This is a genomic window from Streptomyces bottropensis ATCC 25435, assembly GCF_000383595.1.
Classification (GTDB): domain Bacteria; phylum Actinomycetota; class Actinomycetes; order Streptomycetales; family Streptomycetaceae; genus Streptomyces; species Streptomyces bottropensis.
On sequence record NZ_KB911581.1, the window covers coordinates 6,864,118 to 6,882,236 of the forward strand.

Below are 18,119 nucleotides of genomic sequence, written 5' to 3' on the forward strand. Positions count from 1 at the left end.
CGTATGTCACTCCTCGAACTGCAGGGTCTGACCATCGAGTCGGAGACCGGCCTGAAGCCGCCGCCGGGCAGCCGGGCGAGCAAGGGTTGTTTCCTCGGAGGAGGAAGCCTCTTCAGCCTCCTGTTCTGTTAGCGGCCAGGCTCCTGGCACGACGGCGGGGGCACCTCGGGTGCCCCCGCCCCTTGCCCCCTCGGCCCGGGAACCGAAAGTCCGGCCGGGGGAACCGTACGAGACGGGAGCGGCCGTGAAGCGACGCGACCAACGCGAGGACCGACGCGCGGCGGACCGTCTGCTGCTGACGGTCGTCCGGCGAGGCGGGGCCTGGGGTGCGGTCCTGGCCGCCACGTCCCTGCTGCTCTCCGGGGTGTACGTCGTCCTGCCCGCCCTCATGGGCCGCACCGTCGACGCCGTACTGGGCTCCGGTGACGTCACCCTGTGGCTGACGCTGTCGGCCGTCGCCGTCGCGCTGCTGATCGTGTGCGACGCGCTGGACGACTACGCCGGCGCCGTCGCCAACGCCCGTTCCACCGCCTGGCTGCGTCACACCCTGCTCGGGCACGTCCTCGGCATGGGCCCCCGGGCGACCCGCCGCCACACCCCCGGCGACCTGACGGCACGTCTGGTGGGCAACACGAGCCGGGCGGGCAGCGCCCCCTCGGGGCTGGTGTGGGCGGTGACCGAACTGATCCCGCCCCTCGGAGCCGTGGTGGCGCTGGCCCTGATCGACCCCTGGCTGTGCCTCACCTTCGTCGCCGGGCTCCCGCTGATCGTCCTCGTGGTCCACGCCTTCGCCCGCGACGTCTCCGACGTCAACGACCGCTACTTCGCCGCCCAGGGCCGTATCGCCACCCGGCTCGCCGACGCCCTCACCGGAATCCGCACCATCACCGCCGCCGGGACCCTGGCCCGCGAGACCGACCGCGTCCTCGCTCCCCTGCCCGAACTCCACCGCCACGGCCGGGGAATGTGGCGCGCCCTCTCCCGCGTCTCCACTCGCGACGCCATGATCGTCCCCCTCCTCGAGATCGCCGTCCTGGCGGTGGCCGGACTGGAACTCGCCCGTGGCCGCATCACCCCGGGACAGCTGCTGGCCGCGACCGAGTACGTCGTCCTGGCCACCGGCGTCAGTTCCCTGGTCGCCTCCGTCAGCAAGCTGGCCCTCGCCCGCGCGACCGCCGGGCGCGTCGCCGAGGTGATGGACTCACCCCCGCTGACCTACGGCCTCGCCCGGCTGCCCACCGGAGGCGGCGGCCGGCTGGAGTTCCGCCGCGTGACCGTACGCGCTCCCGAGGGTGCCACCGTCCTGGACGGCATCGATCTGGAGGTTCCGCCGGGCACCCTGACCGCCGTCGTGGGCCGGTCGGGCTCCGGCAAGTCCCTGCTGGCCGCACTGGCCGGCCGGCTCACCGACCCCGACGACGGCGAGATACGGCTCGACGGGGTACCGCTGCGCGACCTGACCCACGGCGACCTGCGACAGGCCGTCGCGTACGGCTTCGAGCGCCCCACACTGCTGGGCGAGACCTTCACCGAAGCGATCGCCCTCGGTCCTTCGCCACAGCGCGTGCCGGACGAGGCGGTGCGGGATGCCGCGGCCATCGCCCGCGCGGACACCTTTCTACGGACCATGCCCGACGGCTACGCGTCCGCCGTCGCCACCGCCCCGCTGTCCGGCGGGGAGACCCAACGGGTCGGCCTCGCCCGCGCCTTCGCCCAGTCCGCGCGGGTCGGCCGCCTGCTCGTCCTCGACGATGTCACCGCCAGCCTCGACACCGTCACCGAGCACGAGATCACCCAGGTCCTCACCGGCTCCGGCCCCCTCGCCACCCGCACCCGGCTCGTCGTCACCCACCGCGCCTCCACCGCCGCCCGCGCCGACCTCGTCGTCTGGCTCGACGCGGGCCGCGTCCGACGCCGGGACACCCACCGCGCGCTGTGGACCGATCCGGGCTACCGAGCCGTCTTCCGCCCGGACGGTGGGACACCGCGTCCGCACTCTTCCGGGAACGCCACGTCCCGTCCCGAACGGCCCGGTCCGCGCCCGACGGCGTCCCACGACGGCGGACGCCCCGCCTCGCAGTCCCACGGAGGCGGGCGGTGAATCCGGGGGCACGTCGTCTGCTGCGCTCCACGCTCCGCACCCGGCGCCGTCGGTTCGTCCGGCTCGCCGGCTGGTCGCTGGTCCAGGCCGTACCCGCGCTGCTGTCCGGCCTGCTGGTCGCCCGGGCCGTCGACGACGGCTTCCTCTCGGACCGCGTCCCCGAGGGCCTCGGCTGGCTCGGGCTGCTGGCCGTCGCGACCCTGGTCGGCGCCTGGGGCACGCGGCAGACCACGCTCCAGCTGGCCGAGGTGGTCGAACCGTTCCGGGACGACCTGGTCGCCCTCGTCACCACCGGCACACTGCACCGCTCCGCGCGTCTGGGCCTGCCCCCCGACACGGCGGGCGTGGCCCGGCTGACCGAACAGGTGGAGATCGCCCGGGAGTCGTACGGGGCGGTCGTGATGTTCGTGCAGACCTTCGCGGTGACGGCGGTGAGCGTGCTGTTCGGTCTGACGGCGCTCGACCCCGCCCTCCTCCTGTTCGTCGTACCGCCCCTCACGGCAGGGCTCACCCTGTTCCTCCTGGCCCTGCGCGCCCTGGCGGCCCGGCAGCGGGCGGTCGTACTCGCCGACGAGGCGATCGCCGAGCAGGTGAGCACGGTGGCCGGCGGGCTGCGGGACGTGACGGCCTGCGGCGCCGAGCATCTGGTACGCCGCCGGATCGACGCCCGCGTCGACAAGGCCGCCGAGGCGGCCCGCGCCCTGGCCCGCATCACCGCCCTGCGCACCGCCGCCCTGGGCATCGGCGGCTGGCTGCCGTTCGTCCTGATCCTGGCCGGCACCCCCTGGCTGCTCCGCGGCGGAATGACCACCGGCGCGATCCTGGGCGCCCTGACCTACCTCTCCCAGAGCCTCCAGCCAGCCCTCCAGAACTTCGTCCGCGGCGTCGGCGCCAGCGGCCTGTGGCTCCTCGTCACCACCGCCCGCATTTTGGAGACGACGTCCGCACCCACGCCGGGGGCACCTGCGCCCCCGGCGGCTTCGAAGCCGACGGCGCCCGCATCCCCGGCCGCCTCGAAGCCGGTGGCGGCCACATCCCCGGCCACTTCGGAGCCGGTGGCGCCCGCATACCCGACCGCTTCGGAGCCGGTGGCGCCCGGGTTTCCGCCCCCTTCAGAGCCGACAGTGCCCGCGCCCCCGGCCACTTCGGAGCCGGTGGTCCCCGCGTCTCCGGCGGAAGAGGGATCCGTGTGGTCCGGGCCTGGCGCCGGGGCTGCCGGAGCGACGCCCGGGACGGCGCCGGAGTCGTGGCCCGCGGACGGCGGTGTCGAACTGCGTGGGGTCACCTTCGGTTACGCCCGATCCGCCGAGCCCGTCGTCCGGGACCTCGATCTCACTCTCACGCCGGGCACCCATCTGGCGGTGGTCGGCCCCAGCGGCGCCGGCAAGTCCACGCTCGCCGCGCTCGTCGCCGGGGTGCTGAAGCCGCAGGAGGGCCTTGTGCGCCTGGGCGGCGCCCCCGTCCGCCCGCCGGACCCGGACCCTTCGTCGACAGCTCCGTACGCGCTGTCGGGAGCGCGTGTGCTGATCCCGCAGGAGGCGTACGTCTTCACCGGCACGCTGCGCGAGAACCTCTCCTACCTCCACCCCACGGCCACACCGGCCGACCTCGACTCGGCCGTCGACGCCATCGGAGCGGCCCCTCTCGCCGAACGCCTGGGCGGCTACGACGCACCCGTGGACCCGGCCCTGCTCTCCGCCGGGGAACGCCAGCTGATCGCACTGGTCCGCGCCCTGCTGCCCCCCGCCCGCCTGGTCCTGCTGGACGAGGCCACCTGCCACCTCGACCCGGCCGCCGAGGCGGTCGCCGAACGCGCTTTCGCCGAGCGCCCCGCCACCCTGATCGTCTGCGCCCACCGGATCAGCTCCGCCCTGCGCGCCGACCTGATCCTCGTCCTGGACGGCCCACGCCACCACCTGGGCACCCACGACCGCCTGATGGCCGACTGCGCCCTCTACCGCGACCTGATCGGCCACTGGGACCACGAGACGGCCGACAGGACCGATACAACGGACCGGACCGGCTGGGCCGACGCGGCGAGCGGCATCCGGTGGTGATGCACGGCTCCCGGTCACCGGTTCGTCTCGCCTACAGCCATCCCGACTCCCGGGCGATCCGGATCGCGTCGATGCGGTTGCGCGCCTCGGTCTTCCTGGAGACGGCGTTCAGATGATTACGGACCGTCCCCACCGACAGCGACAGCAGTTCGGCGATCTCACGGGTCGGAACGCCGTCCGCCGCCAGCCGCAGCACCTCCCGCTCCCTCGGCGTCAACGGACTCTCCGCCGAGGACAGTGCCAGCAGGGCCAGCTCCGGATCGACGAACCGCTCCCCCGCCGCCACCCTGCGCACCCCTTCCGCCAGGATGTCGCTGGGCCCGTTCTTGCCGACGAGGCCCGCGACCCGCAACGCCAGCGCCTGCCGCAGGAAACCGGCGGTCGCCGACTGGGTCACCAACAGCGTCCGGCACTCCGGCAATCGCAGGGCCAGCTCCCGTGACGTATCGAGTGCCCCGACCTCACCGCTGTCGCCGTCGCTGTCGATGACGACCACATCGGGCCGGTGCGACAGCGCCCGCGCCACCGTCTGCTCGGGCGCCGGACACGCCGCGACGACCTCGATGTCCTCCTCCCGGGCCAGCAAGGCGGCGAGAGCCCCGCGCAGCAACTCCGTCTCCTCGACAAGCAGCACACGGATCAACGTCGCTCCCGCCCGGTCACCAGCGGCCTCCCTCGCACGGTGTGCCTCCGACACCGCGACAACACCGTACGACGTATGACCGCCTATCACCCTGATTGCCGGACTCCTCACCCCCTCAGAGGCGGCTGCGGACGAACACATCCCCGATCAGGTTCGTGTCCTCGGGCACGAGGCCGGGGTGGTACGACTCGAAGACGACGGTCGACTCGTCCCCGCTCAGCGCCGCGTCCCCCACGGTCACGGGCTTGCCGTCCTGCCCCGGCGACAGCAGCTCCTCCTCGCCGGTGCACAGGTCGCGCAGGATCAGACCGAGCGAGGTGCGGTTCGTGTCCGCCGTGTTCAGCAGTAGCTTCGAACCGTCGCGGGACAGATCCGAGACCAGGGTGAGGTCGGTGGGGGCGTGGCCGTCGTACCGCTGGAGGGTGCCGGTGCGCAGGTCGCGGACGAAGGCGTTCCACGAGGTGCTGGTGTTCCCGTTGGGATCGACGCCGGGTACCAGGTTGCTGGCTACAGAATTGAAGCCGACCTTGGAGCCGTCGGCGCTCAGCACCGGGGCGATCGCCGACTTGTCGGCTGCCGCCCCGTCATGGGTGGCGTCGGCCTGCACGGTACGTCCGCTCCTGCGGTCGTAGACCAGGATGTCGCCCTGGTCGTCGCCGGACGGCCCGGAGTAGCCCTCCAGATAGGCGACCTTGCGTCCGTCCGCGCTCATCGAGATCTGCTCGCACCGATGGAAGTCCTTGGACCCGTCCGCGTCCCGGCTGACCCGCCGCACCGTGCCCGTCTTCCGGTCCAGCAGCATGACCCGGCAGGAGAAGGCTCCGTTCGGATCGACGGCGGGCCGGGCGACGAAGGCGACGTACCGCCCGTCGGCGCTGACCGGCGCGATGCCGTACGACACCTGGTAGCCGTCGCCCATGGCGGGCGCCAGCCGCTGCGTGTCCCCCGTGTCCAGGTCCATGACATGCACGGAGGAGGTGGCGGTCGTGGCCGCGTACGAGCCGAAGGTCAGATACCGCCCGGACTCGGACAGCTGCGGAGTCGAGGTCGTCTCCCCCGGCACGGCGACGCGTCGTAACGGCTCCCCGGGCCCGGTCCGGTAGTACACGCTGTTCCGCACGTCCGTGCCGGGCCCCAGGTTGGTGGCCGACGACACGAAGGCGACGACACGCCCGTCCGCGCTGACGACGGGGTCGGTGGAGTGGCCGTTGCCGCCGGTGGTGCCGTCGGGGGCGACACTGATCCGCTCGGTCCTCGGCACGAGCCCCGGCACCTCGTCCCCGCCGGCGGCCTGCGCGGGCCAGACGGGAGTGACGACGGCGGCCACCACAACGGCGTTCACGAGCATGCGTAAGGACGGTCTCATCAACTCGGCTCCCCCTTCGACCAGGGACGACCCCAGCCGCCCCGGACACCCCGTCGCCCCGGCCCTGCGCAGAGGACTCACAAGGGTGGTGCAGGCGATGAAAGCGTGTGACCGGTGAAGGGTCAATGCATCGGGGCTACCTTGCGGAGGTGTAGGTAGTCCGCCCCCCTCCGCGAGGGCAACGGGCGTACCCAGCGCACCTTCCTCACGGAGCTGAGCAGGCAGGCGGGTTGCCCGATCAGCCGGGCTGGACGCGGACGAGAGCGAGAACAAGAACGAGAACGAGAACGAGAACGAGAACGACCGAGCGTCAATCAAGATCCTCGTGGGCGACAACGAAGCTGAACGGTCTCGACTCGGTGGAGATCCGTTCGGACGGCCCGCACGGCTCGACCGGCGTACACATCGGCACGATGTTCCGGTTCAAGGGGCTGGAGTACCAGCGAATGATCATCGCGGGCGTCGCGGCCGGACTCGTACCCCGCGAGGGCGTCAACGGATTGCGTGATACGGACCCGGTCCGCCACGGGCGGGCCCCAAGGCATCGGCGACGTGAGCTGTGGCCACACACCATGGGTGGCTCCGCCATTGCGGAGCGGCCTCAGCTCACAGCCCCTGGTCGTCCATCAGCCGCATGAGATTCCGCTTGCGTCTCTGGGATGCGCGCAGGGCGGCGACGTACGCGGTGAACGTGTCCGGTGTGCCCAGGCGGTGGTGGCAGTCCCGGATGCTCAGCAGCAGGGCGACGAGGTGCTGGTAGACCGGGTTGCCGGTCTGCGCGGACAGCGGCTCGGCCAGGCGAAGGTAGATGTCGAGTGCCGCGGCGGGGCGGTCGGGACGGATCTGGTCGGCGAGAGTGAGCCACTGTCTGTCGTGGGCGCCGGTCTCCACGGCGGCCTGCCACGCGGCGGCCCCGTCCTTGTCGTCGAGCAGGGCGTCGACCAGGACCGGGCCGCCGTACCAGCCCTGTTGCTGTCGCTCCGCGTCGGCGCGCAGCACAGCCAGCGCGCCCTCGCGCTCGGCCGGCCAGCAGTCGGCGGCCCGTGCGGCGGCGCGCAGCTGCTGATACGTGAGCAGGGAGCGGCGGGCGCCGAAGTGATCGCGACGCAGGGCGACGGCGTCAGGGAGCCGGGCCGCCTGTGCGTAGCGTTCGCAGAGGTGGTCGACGAGGGCGGTGTCGACGTCGGCGAGGTCCGGGGTTTCCCGGACGCCACGCTCAGCCCAGGTCAGGGCCTCGTCGGGGCGCCGGGCGGTGTCCAGCTCGCGGGCGATGAGCAGATGTGTGTGGCCGTTCGGCGCAAGGTCGGCCGCGTGCACGGCGATCACCGTGTCGACGTCGCCTCCCGCTTTGGCCAGGCGTTCCATCAGGTACCTCTCGGCCCACCCGGTGCGGTTGCCCCGCCATGCCTCGACCACCAGTTTGCGCACGGCGGCCATCCCCGTGTCACCGAGGACGTCCCGGTAGTCGAGCGGATCGATCTCGGTGAGGCCCTCGTCGATGTCACCGAGTGCTTGGCCGACCAGCCAGCGTGCGAGTTCCTCCGGGTCCGGACATGCCGAGCGGCATGCTTCGAGGTGGGCGGCGGCGAGATCGGCACCGACCTGTCCAAGCCATCCGTCGGAGTCGTCGACGCTCTCCGCGGCCTCGGCCAGCAGTCGCATCGCTTCCCGCGTCAGGTCGATCGCCTCGGCGGCCCGTCCGGAGCCGGTGAGCGCCCCGATCGCGGACACCGCCTGCCCGGCCTGCTCGGCGTAGGCGCGGGCGTCGGCGTACTCGACGTATCCGTACCGGGCGAACGGGCGTACGTCGAGCAGCTCACGGACGCTCGCCCGGACCCCGGCGAGGTCGCCACGGGCGCCCGCAGCGCGCAGTTCCAGGCGACGTCGCAACTGCCGGTCCTCGCCCACCTGTTCCCTCACCAGGTCGAGCAACTCGTCCCTGGACAGAGCCGACAGCCACAGGTCGAGGTCCTGTGCGCGGTCCCGGGCCGCCTTCCGCTGCCTCGGCAGGCTCGCCCCCTGGCCGAGCACGGTCAGGCCGAGGGCCACCAGGTGCTTGCAGAAGTTGCCCTCCATCCCGTACGGGCAGTCGCACTCACCACCCAGCCCGCCGGGCCCGTCCAGGACCAGCTCCACCTCGTACCGCTCCGTGCCTTGGACGCTCGCGGTGACCCAGCCGTCTCCAACCTCGACCCCTGACACCGCGTCGACGTAACCGAGCCCCCGCTCGAAGGAGCGGGGGCCAGCCAACGCTCTGAGGTTCGCTTCGGTGAGCCTGTCCGCCATTCTCTTCTTTCCTGCCCTGCTCGACGTCTCTCAAGAGGGGTTCCAGCGCCGCCTCCTCATGCAGGCGGATCTCCAACACCCTTATTCTCAGAGCCGGTTCCGCATCCCGCAGGGCCGCGACCTGCACACCGCCGAGCACAAGCGGCGGCATGCTGTGCGGTTCGGTTTGCGTCGCAAAATACCCGTAGTCCCACGTGTGCACACGCCACGGCGCAGGGTGCGTCTCCCGGAGTCGGGCCGTCCAGGTTCTGAAGGCCGCCTACGACGCGGGGCCGCGTTGTTACCCTCGCACCATGCATCATGCGGTGCGGGAGATGCGCTCTCCGATTCTGTCGATCCATCCGTACGTGCCCGCCCGGGAGCAACACGGCGAGGTGATCTGTTCCATGGCTTCGCGCGGCGACTGCGACCGCATACTCGTCTATCGCGTCACTCGACGTCATCCCCGTCGTCAAGGTTGAAATCGAAGGTCAGCTGCCCCCGCAGCTCCCCGTCCGGCGGAGCCGCAGGCTGGGGCCGCGTCGGATCTACGGAGTCATCGATCTCGTGCGGCAGGGCATAGTCGTCCGCCAACCGCGCGAGGTGCAGGATGAGGGGCATGCCCAGGCCATCGCGGGCCTCTCGGTAGTCCTCACTGAAACGCTGCTGGTGCACGAACGCTGCCCAGGCTTCAGCCTCGTCGCCCGGCTGGAGACAGGCGACCGTGAATTCGAGAAGATCCGGGTTCCAGGCGTTCACCGTCGGCCGGTGTGCGCTGTTGCCCGACGGGTTGGTGTGCGGCGTCAGCTTCGCGTCATCGTTCGTGAGCTTCGTCTGGGTACTGGACTTGCCGACCGTGCTGTAGAAGACGCGGCCCGGATCGCCCTGTACGCCGGGCTTCCACAACCCCATCGCAAAACCCCCTCGCTGCTGGCCCTCCAGCTCGGGTTTGAGTTCCTCCCGCTCCGCCCACCACTGCGCCGTTTCGTCCCTGGTGCCATCGGCGACCCGGACGACTCGCAATTGCTTGCCATAGAGTCCGATCCGCTGCGTCGGCCCTCCGTCGAGACCGAGGCGGTCCTGCTCCAGTCCGTCGTTCTTCAGCCACATCCAGCGCTTCCGCAGGTCCTGGGCATGTGTCAGTACGAGCGTTGGGGTGCTGCGCAGGCTCGACAGCGTCTGCTTGATGAAGGCCGCCATGAGCGTCGCCTGGTCGGCGCTGGTCCTCTTTGCCTCGACGCGTCCGGTCAACGCCTTGAGGAGTTCCGGATACGAAACCCATCCGTGCATGTCCGCGGACCTGCCGAGGACGCACTTCGCGCCCGGTCGGATGAGGATCGCGATCGGCGTGAACTGCTGCCTGCCCGTAGGCCCGTCGTGGCGGCGCTCCACGAGATGGAAGGCCACCTGGTTCAGGCCGGTGGGGATGAGGTCACCAAGAGTGTGCTGCGGCAACAACCGCATACCGGTCTGGCGCATACCGTCCGACCAGGCCGAGGCAGCACGCATCCGCGCGTCCTCCATGGCCTGCTCCTGCTTTTCAGCGGTGGCGTCCAAGGGACGGATGAACTGGGTTACCAGGCCCGCGTCGGCGCAGCCGAGACGGATCGCGTACTTGGGGTCGCTGCGCCGTCGGGCATGTTGGAAAGCATCCTGGCCGTCGAGTTCCACGATGGCCAACCGCATGCCCGGAACGGTCGCGCGCAGGCTGTTCATGGCTTCCGCCACCTGGGTCCGGCGGCCCGCGATGGCCTCGTCGTGCTCCTTGCCCCTGCGGGGCACGCGGTCACCACCCAGTGGACCGCCCAGAGAGCCCAGTCGCCTGGCGTGCAGCCGAACCGTCAGCTCCTCCGACTCCCAGACCCACGTGTCGGCTGCCTCCTCCCGCCGGAGCCCGGCAAGACCCAGTCCAGCCTCCGCGGCAGCAACGATCTGATCACGCATGATGTCCGACTGATAGAGAACGAGCGTCGTGAGATCCTCACCCTCCATGGCCTCGGCCAGGCGAGCGCGGAGCACCTGGGCGTTGTGCGCCGAGAAGAGTTCTCGCTGGTCAAGGATCGCGGTGAGATCCTCCGGCGTCTGCTCCTTCTTGGGAATGGACGGCAACTTCTTCAACTGCTTCTTGGGCGGTCGAGCGTACGAGCTGCGCGTGAGTGCCGCAATGGGCACGAACTCCGGGGCGAGCGCCTGTTCCGCCCACTCGATGAGCCTCCGTCGTTCGCTGGGCATCAGGCCCGTTCCGATGGTGTGCTTACCCATGACCGCGTGATGCCCGACGGCGATCCGGATGCCGTCCCGGCCGTGGATCCAGTGGTCGGCCTCCTTGACCAGCCGGTCCGGGGAGGGCAATGCGTCAAGAGCGGTGATCTGGGTGAGCATTCCCTCCGGTCCGCCCTGTCGCCACTCGGTCGTGCCGTTCCTCCAGTCCAGCATGGCGACCGCGAAGCGCTGCGGGGCAGGGCCATCGAGGACAAGTGAGGCGTCCGGCAGCAGGTAGGCCGACACACCCTTGCCATAGGGGATGAACACCTTGCCGCTCACGAACCGACGGACACCGGCACTCAGGTGGACCTGCGGAACGGGCGAGAACGGCACGGTACGTACGGTGACCCGAATGGTCGCGGCGTAGTACGCCGGCCTGCCGTCTCCTCCTCCGCGGCGCTTGGGCACGTACTCGATCAGCTCGGACATCAGCTCGGCGCCCCCGCTGCCCGCTCCGCGGGAGCCGCCGAGACCCGCCACTTGGCGGAAGGTGAGTCGCTTCCCGTTGTGCTCGTACGGCGCCAGGCAGGTGATCCTGGCTGCGAGAACGTCGGGCAGGAGCCGGTACACGTGGGCTGCGGGGACCGCGGTCTGGCGTGGGGTATCCCGTAGTTCGAGCAGATCGACCATGCCCTGCTGCCAGCTGAGGGCGGACGTGTCCAGATCCCGGAAGCAGTCCATCAGCAGCCCCGTCGTCTCGGGGTCGTCCGGGTTCCTCCGGAGGCTCTTGAGCCAGGTGGCGACGTAGAGATTGGTCACCGCGATCGGGTACGGGCCCGTGCAGTACAACCAGGGGTTCGCCGAGCCGAACCGGGCCGTCGAGTCGACCGTGACGATGTCCGGGGCGGTGGCGCGCAGCAGCTGGTTGATGCGCTTCGTCGGCACGCGCCGGCGTCGCTCGGCCTGCCGCTCGTGCAACCCGTCGTGGTGCAGGCGCAGGACGGGTTCCTCCCAGTGCTCGGGGAGAGCGAGCGTGTGCATCGGAACCGTGAACGGTCCCTGCGCCGGGTCGGGCATGTAGGCGGCGGCCCGGAGGCACTGGTATTCCACGGTGCTGGTTCTCCTTGGAGGCGAAGAGGGTCGTGTGGTCTCGAATGTGCCGACGAGCCGTCAGCCCATATCCGCAAGGGCGCGGTAGAGCGGTTCGTACAGCTCTCGGACGAGCGACTTGTCGATCGGGGCAGGCTCGGGATCGGCCGCGCCGTCTGCGGCGAAGTAGGGGGCGAGGACTTCGCGCATACTCGCCAGAAGACTCGTGTCGGGCGTGTCCATGGCCTGGAACCCGGCTTCGCGCGGCGAGAACGCCGCGTCGACGAAGACCACCCTGGCCGGCACGCCGCCGCGTACGAGTCGGCCGATGACCTGCCACATGACGACGAGTTGGTCCCAGGTGAACGCCACCTTCTCGTCGTCCCGCAGGCTCGACCAGGCGAGTTTGCGGGTCAGGTAACGGTTCCATTGGCGGCGGGCACGGCTGCGGAAGGCGACGGCGGCTCGGTCGGGTGTGGCCGCGGCGAGCGCCCCTTGCCAGAACGTGCCGTCGATGTCGCGGAGTTGGCGTACGGCCCAGTCGTTGATGGACTGGATGGCGAGCGAGATGTCGTCGGGGCGCGGGTGGGGGCGGGCCAGGAAGTACACGGTGCCGATGGCGGCCTTGCCCCCACGCAGCACGATGTTGTGCCCGCGCTCCACCGCGAGGAGCGGGGCGACGAGGAGGTCGCCGCCGACGGAGGGAAACGACTTGACGTCCCCGCGCGGCAGGGTGCGCGCGGCATTGTCCTCCGGCAGCCGCGTCCAGGCGGTGTCCGCGTCCGCGTCGTCGGACACGAGTTGGGTGACGCGTCCGTTCCACTCGGGGATCTGGTTGAGGTATTCGGCTGCCCTGCGCGCCTCGTCATAGCTGCCGACGAGGAGCAGGATGCGGCGTCGCTCCGGGTCGTCGATCTCGTCCAGTTCGGCGTCCAGCATGCTCACCGAGTCGGGCAGGCTGCGGTCAGGCACAGCCAGCTGGTGCAGCATGTGCAGCAGGGCCTGCGGGCGCTCCTCGGGGTCGCAGCCGGACAGGCGCAACGGCTTCGGCTGGTCGCCTCCGGGCCAGTACAGGAACTCCTTGCGGAACTCGCTGCCCAGCACAGCCTCGACCTCCTCGTCGCGGGGTCGCAGTACGGCTCCCACGTCGGTGTGCACGTGGTACCTGCTGGAGGTGCCCGCCCAGCTCGTGGCGGACATCAGGAGGACGTGCGGTCCGGGGCGGCCGTCCACTGCGCACAGGTCGCCCAGCCGCATGAGCAGCTCACGGCCGACGCCGTTGCAGTGGAAGAAGCGGAGTTCGCCACTGCGGTCGCCGTCTCGCTCCCGGTCGTCGTGGCGGAACTGGAAGCCGAGGACATTGCCCATGGGTGACTCGGGGATGACCGCCTCATAGTCCTTCGGGGGCCTCCTGGAGAGCACGTTGGAGGCGCTCTCCAGGTTGAGGGCGGCTTCGACGCGCGGCCACAGCGTGGTCATGAAGTCGAGCCGGCTGTGCAGGGCGGACAGGATCAGTGTGAACTCGAAGCGCCGGGCCTGGAGGTCGATATCGGCGCGTACGCCGCAGTCGTCCGAGACGACGTCGGTGAGGGCCTCGCGGAGCCGTTCGCGGGTTCGGGCTCCCTGAGGCGCGTGCAGGAGCTCCAGGGTGAGGTGGACGAAGGTGTTGACCAGGGGAGTCACCTCATCGTCTCCCGTGCCGCTCTGTTGCTCGTGCAACGGATCGTCCCTGAACCGTCCGAGTGCGACGTCCAGACTCCGGGCCGCCGCAGGAGGGCGCTCACCCTCATTCCGGCCGGGAAACCAGCTGTCGAGCAGCAGACTGTGCAGGGTGAAGGCGCTGAAGTAGTCCGTGCTGATCCAGCGCCTGAGGCCGTCGTCCTTGACGAGTAGCGCGTAGAGGCGGTCGGTGGCGGCGCTGACCGTGTTGACGGCGTTGGTCCAGTCGTCGACGTCACGGGCGGACAGCTGGAGCCGTCCATCACGGGCCATCTGCTGGAACTTGTGCACGGCGACCTCATCGAACCAGGAGTTCGGGGCTTTACCCACGAGGGTGCTGGCAGGCGCGAAGGCCGTGTCGAGTTGCATCTGCACCCGGTCCGCCTCGTCCACGATGATCAGATCGCTCATCCGGCAGGCGAGTTCGAGATACCTCAGCTGCTCGTCGTGCTGGTGCTGCGGCACGGAGCTGTGCACCAGGCCAGCCGGAGTGGCGACCCACACCTGGGCGTCGACCAGGTCGCGGGCCCCGCGATGTCGGGGACAGCGGTTCCACAGCGGGCACAGCCGCCGCTGTGGCTTCGGACGCCGGGAGTCACGCACCGCCGGGCTCTCGTCGTCGAGCAGCGGATCGCCGTCAGCCGACTCGACCTCGGGCACGGTGAAGAGGGTCAGACACGGTGCCTCACGGATGCCGAGGGGTCGGCGCGCCTCCAGGCCGCGCAGAACGTCGACCGGGCAGGCACTGCTCAGATAGGCGAAGCCCGCATGGTCGTGCCCCAGCATGGTGGCCGCACCGGCCGTGGCGGTGCGGCGGTGCAGCCGGTTGATGTTGCGCTCGCGCGTGGAGTGCCCGAGGATCGGCGCGGCCCGCACGCCCAGCCGGTCGAACTGCTCGACGACAGCAAGGGTTTCCGCCACGTCGCCGACGACAATGGTGACGCGACGGGGTGTCTGGGTCACGACGTGGTACGTCAGGATGTCGCGGATCGTGGACTTTCCGGCGCCGACCATGCCCACCAGGTGCAGGAGCCGGTCGACCGTCAGCCGCCCCTTCTCCGTGAAGTTCTCGGCCGCCTCGTCGCGCACGAGCAGCTTGACGCGCCGAAGACGCCCGGCCCAGTCGTTGCGGGGACCGTGCGGTGCCGCCGCCTCTGCGGTGTCCATCGCGTCGGCGGCTTTTTCGAGTTCCGCCCAGGTGACGTCGATCGGCTCTCCCCGACCTGCGGGCTGCGCGTCGAGGGCGTGCGCACGGGGCAGGGTGTCCGACAGGAGTTCCTCCTCGAACACCACGGAGTGGGTGCGGTCCTGTACGCGGAAGGTGTACTCACCCGCCTCGGCGAAGGGAACGGAGCGCGTCGAGAAGTCGGGCGCGGTGCTGAGCAGATCTTCGAAGATCTCGAAACGACGCGCGGCGCGCGCGGGCTCGCGGCGACGCGGTACGTCATCGGGTCCATCGAGGTCGTAGCCCCGCAGTTGCTGAGGAACTGTCAAGTAGTCGGCCAGTGCCTCGCGCCAGGCGTGCCGCCGGCGCAGGTCCCACAGGTAGTGGCGGGCCCGCAGGACGCGCAGGCGCTGTTCGTCTGTGCGCACGTCGCCGAAGGCTTCGCTGTAGGGGTAGCCGCCCAGCAGCGGCCAGACGTCGGCGGCTGTGCGGGTCGGCGTCACGTCCTGAAGCAGGTACAGGCCCAGTTCGATGTCGAGGAGGTCGCCGGGACGGAAGCTGCCGAGGTTCGCCGGCCATACTTCGGTGAGCTGCTTCGGCGAGCAGCGTCGGTGCCATCCACTGCGGTCACGCATGGCGGCCTCCTTCGGTACGCGGTGGTTCTGGCTCCTGTCGGCTCGGGGCGGAGAGTTCGCGGCCCACCAGCCGTAGAAACGCCTGGTCGTCCAGGAGAGTGACCCGCCCGGCCATGTCGTCGGGCAGGTTGCGGCGGAACTGCCGCCCGTACGCCTCGTTCTCGCGGAAGCGGTACCGGGGTACGACGAGGAAGGCACGCTCGTACGGAGGGTCACCCCGGAAGGGAATGGTCGTGCGCGCCAGGAGTGCGGGGTTGACGCGGTCCTTCACATCCACGGCCCAGTGCCGACGCCCGGGCAGCGGGACGCGAAGGTCGTATGCGTCGTAGTTCGGCCACATCTCGGCCGTGATCCCGAACTTCTTCTTCAGTGCGGCTTCCAGATCCGTCTCGGCGAGTCCCGGGCTCGTGACGAACATGCGGAGGGGACGGCTGAGTTGGAAGACACCGCCCTTGTCGGGGCGCAGTGGAGTGCCATCGCCCCCTGCCCCGTCACGGCGGCAACGGTCCAGTTCGCAGCGGTGTCCGCCGACGAGCAGCGGCACCATGAGGCAGTGGCAGCGCGCGCACTGCCGATACGCGCCGTCACGCAGATAGGACGCGGGGGCGGGTTCGTAGCAGCGCTTGATGACGCTGTGCAGCAGCATCCCGCATTCCGGATCGCCGCCGAGCAGCGCCAGTTCAGCACCGGTGAGCACGGGCCGAGTGGTGAGAAGGGCACGGAAAGCGGTGTAGGTGCCGGGTGACTTGGCTGCGCGGCAGACTGCGAGGGCTTCCAGGATCCGTTCGTTCTCGAACAGTTCGGCGGCGGGATCGGCGGCGCTCACCTCCCACTCCAGGCACAACTGGTGCGGCAGCCTGGTCTCGGGATCGACCAGCAGAGCCGTGCCCGAGCGGACCTCGTCGGTGAGGGTCAACGGCCATTCCCCGAGCGGCCGTTCGCAGGCCCAGCGAACCATTTCAGGCACGCTGCCCGGTGGTTCCTCACCCCGCCGCAGGCAGTGCAGCACGAGGCGGTTGTAGGCGTTCTGCACCTTGGCCGGGTAGACCGGGTTGGGCACGGTCCGCAGTCGGGACAGGCAGGCGAGGGCGCTGGCGATCAGGCGCAACAGCGTCTCGTCGGCGGTCCCTGCGCCTTCGGGAATCGCGGGCAGCAGGTCCGTCGTCGTCATACCTCTCCCTCTCCAGCAACGGTCGGGCCTGGCCCGGCACTCGGACACCACTGGGATACCGGACAGGACTGACAATGCGGTCCGGGCCGGGCGTCCCACGCCTCGTCGTCTCGCCAGGGACCGCCGTACCGCCGCAGCACGGACCGCGCCTTGGCCTGCTGCTCGGGATCGGTCGGATCGATGACATGGGGATCGGAGCCGTCCGGCCGGAGGATCTCCACCTCGACGCGCGATCCGCCCGGGTCACCGCCCAGCGCACCCTGTGCCAGCAGCGTGACGGCCAGAGCGAGTTGGGGATACGTCTCCAGGAGATCCACCTGGTTCCGTCGCCGCTTCCTCGTCGTCTTGAGTTCTCGCCACACCCAGGAGCCGTCCTCCTGGTAGAGCAGGTCGGGCTTGGCGACGACCACGGCCTGTGCGGCGGTGTCGTGGACGACCCGCAGGGCCTCCGGCTCGACCCGCTGGACAAGTCCCGGGTCCTGGAAGGGGCAGGCGTCGACGTGGTGGAGCAACATGTCCCGGCCGGTCGTGGCGTCCTCGTCGGAGACCCGCCACCGCCCTTCCGTCCAGTTCTCGCCTTCGGTAGGCATGTCCGCGACGGCGCAGGGCGGCCACCCGTCACGCCGGTGCAACTTCTCGATCCAGCCGTGCACCGCCTGGCCAAGTTTGGCGGCGCTGCCGTACTCATCGGACCTCGGCAGGTGTAACGCACGCAGGAACGCCTGTGCGGGGCAGGCCGCGTGGTAGCGGAGGTCGCTGACGGACACCTTCCGCAGCGGTGCGACACGCGACGACACCCCAAGGACCCCGGGCCTGCGCGGCACGGCCGGGCAGGCCGTGAACTGCTTGCAGTCGACACAGGAGGAGCCGGGCGTCGGCGCCCCACCCGCCACGACACGAGCGACGTGCGAGTGCCCATGCTCGGCGTAGTACGCCTCGGCGTCCTCGGCGGTACCGTCGAACTGCACCCGGGGCCGGCCATCGGCCAGCCCAACCTCGACGACACGAACGCGCTCGGGCCGGGCGACGGGTCCGAGCGGCTGGAAGGCCCGCGACCACTTGAGGGGCCAGGCCGCCGGTCGCCCGTGGACCGCCACGTACACGGCGATGGCTATCTCGCCGGACTCGGATGCCTTGGCCTGGCCGTGCCGCAACCGCCGGTACTCGCGCAGCCGTCCGTCGGCGGACTCGTACCGCCGCCACCAGGCGTACATCTCCCAGAACTTGCCGTTCTCGCGCTGCGCCACCCAGTAGGCACGGACGGGGCGCAGCTTCTTGTCGCTTTCCGCGGCCAACGCCTGCATGTACGACCGCAGGGCATGCTCGGCGTAGGTGAGATGTCCGGGGTGGAGGGCGGGCGTCCTGAAGCGCAGCCCCTCCAGGGCCTGGTCGAGTGTCTGCTCGTGGAACTCGACCCGGTCGACGGCGTCCATGACCGGCCCGAGGGTGAAGGTTTCGAGCTCCGCCTTCGGCAGCCGCAGGCGCTGGGTCGGCCACAGCCCTGGTCGGGCCTTGGCGGCGGCGTGCGAGGGGCAGGTGTGCTCCTCGTCTCCGCCGGTTCCGGGCCCGACCCGCAGAAGACTGTCGTCCCCCGTGAGCCAGTGCGGCCTGCGCCATGCCATGTCGTGGCCCATTACCTCCCCCTTCGAGACAGACGTCGCCCAGACGCCACCCCTCGGCGTGGCCGGGGGCGTCGATGTCTT

The 18,119-nt window shown here is 70.6% G+C and carries 10 protein-coding genes and 1 pseudogene; 4 read left to right on the forward strand and 7 right to left on the reverse strand.

All coding sequences use genetic code 11. The features are described from left to right. Positions 1-3: 3 nt before the first annotated feature. The 3 genes from STRBO_RS43150 (at position 4) to STRBO_RS0130585 (ending at position 4,158) form a co-directional block, all read left to right on the forward strand. Complete coding sequence (locus STRBO_RS43150) at positions 4-132, forward strand: SapB/AmfS family lanthipeptide (RefSeq protein WP_005478547.1); 129 nt, start codon at positions 4-6, stop codon at positions 130-132. 112 nt (positions 133-244) lie between these two features. Next, complete coding sequence (locus STRBO_RS0130580; RefSeq protein ID WP_005478548.1) at positions 245-2,101, forward strand: ABC transporter ATP-binding protein; 1,857 nt, start codon at positions 245-247, stop codon at positions 2,099-2,101. Next, positions 2,098-4,158 (forward strand): ATP-binding cassette domain-containing protein, encoded by a 2,061-nt coding sequence (locus tag STRBO_RS0130585; protein WP_005478549.1) that lies wholly within the window; start codon positions 2,098-2,100, stop codon positions 4,156-4,158. Before STRBO_RS0130580 ends, STRBO_RS0130585 begins: the two co-directional genes overlap by 4 nt. A 31-nt stretch (positions 4,159-4,189) precedes the next feature. Here STRBO_RS0130585 and STRBO_RS0130590 read toward each other — a convergent pair whose 3' ends face one another. Further along, positions 4,190-4,801 (reverse strand): LuxR C-terminal-related transcriptional regulator, encoded by a 612-nt coding sequence (locus tag STRBO_RS0130590; RefSeq protein WP_020115316.1) that lies wholly within the window; start codon positions 4,799-4,801, stop codon positions 4,190-4,192. A 115-nt stretch (positions 4,802-4,916) separates the two neighbouring features. Beyond that, the gene (locus STRBO_RS0130595) at positions 4,917-6,167 is read right to left on the reverse strand and encodes a TolB family protein (RefSeq protein ID WP_106438195.1); all 1,251 of its coding nucleotides are present in this window, start codon (positions 6,165-6,167) and stop codon (positions 4,917-4,919) included. A gap of 332 nt (positions 6,168-6,499) precedes the next feature. On the opposite strand from STRBO_RS0130595, the pseudogene STRBO_RS46100 reads away from it, so the two are divergent. Continuing rightward, positions 6,500-6,694: pseudogene (locus STRBO_RS46100) on the forward strand (3'-5' exonuclease); the annotation flags it as partial. 79 nt (positions 6,695-6,773) lie between these two features. Here STRBO_RS46100 and STRBO_RS0130605 read toward each other — a convergent pair. The 5 genes from STRBO_RS0130605 to STRBO_RS0130625 form a co-directional block, all read right to left on the reverse strand. Beyond that, positions 6,774-8,453 carry an SWIM zinc finger family protein gene (locus tag STRBO_RS0130605; RefSeq protein ID WP_005478558.1) on the reverse strand — a complete coding sequence of 560 codons (1,680 nt, stop codon included), beginning with the start codon at positions 8,451-8,453 and terminating at the stop codon, positions 6,774-6,776. A gap of 429 nt (positions 8,454-8,882) precedes the next feature. Further along, positions 8,883-11,747: a pPIWI_RE module domain-containing protein gene (locus STRBO_RS0130610; protein ID WP_005478560.1), complete on the reverse strand. Its 2,865-nt coding sequence runs from the start codon at positions 11,745-11,747 to the stop codon at positions 8,883-8,885. Between the two features lie 60 nt (positions 11,748-11,807). Next, positions 11,808-15,245 (reverse strand): pPIWI_RE_Z domain-containing protein, encoded by a 3,438-nt coding sequence (locus STRBO_RS0130615; protein ID WP_005478561.1) that lies wholly within the window; start codon positions 15,243-15,245, stop codon positions 11,808-11,810. Beyond that, positions 15,238-16,416, reverse strand: coding sequence for a pPIWI_RE_Y domain-containing protein (locus STRBO_RS0130620; RefSeq protein WP_005478562.1), 1,179 nt, complete (start codon positions 16,414-16,416; stop codon positions 15,238-15,240). Before STRBO_RS0130620 ends, STRBO_RS0130615 begins: the two co-directional genes overlap by 8 nt. Next, positions 16,413-18,038 carry a PD-(D/E)XK nuclease family protein gene (locus STRBO_RS0130625; RefSeq protein WP_237547320.1) on the reverse strand — a complete coding sequence of 542 codons (1,626 nt, stop codon included), beginning with the start codon at positions 18,036-18,038 and terminating at the stop codon, positions 16,413-16,415. The genes STRBO_RS0130620 and STRBO_RS0130625 overlap by 4 nt, the downstream gene beginning before the upstream one ends. Positions 18,039-18,119 lie beyond the last annotated feature (81 nt).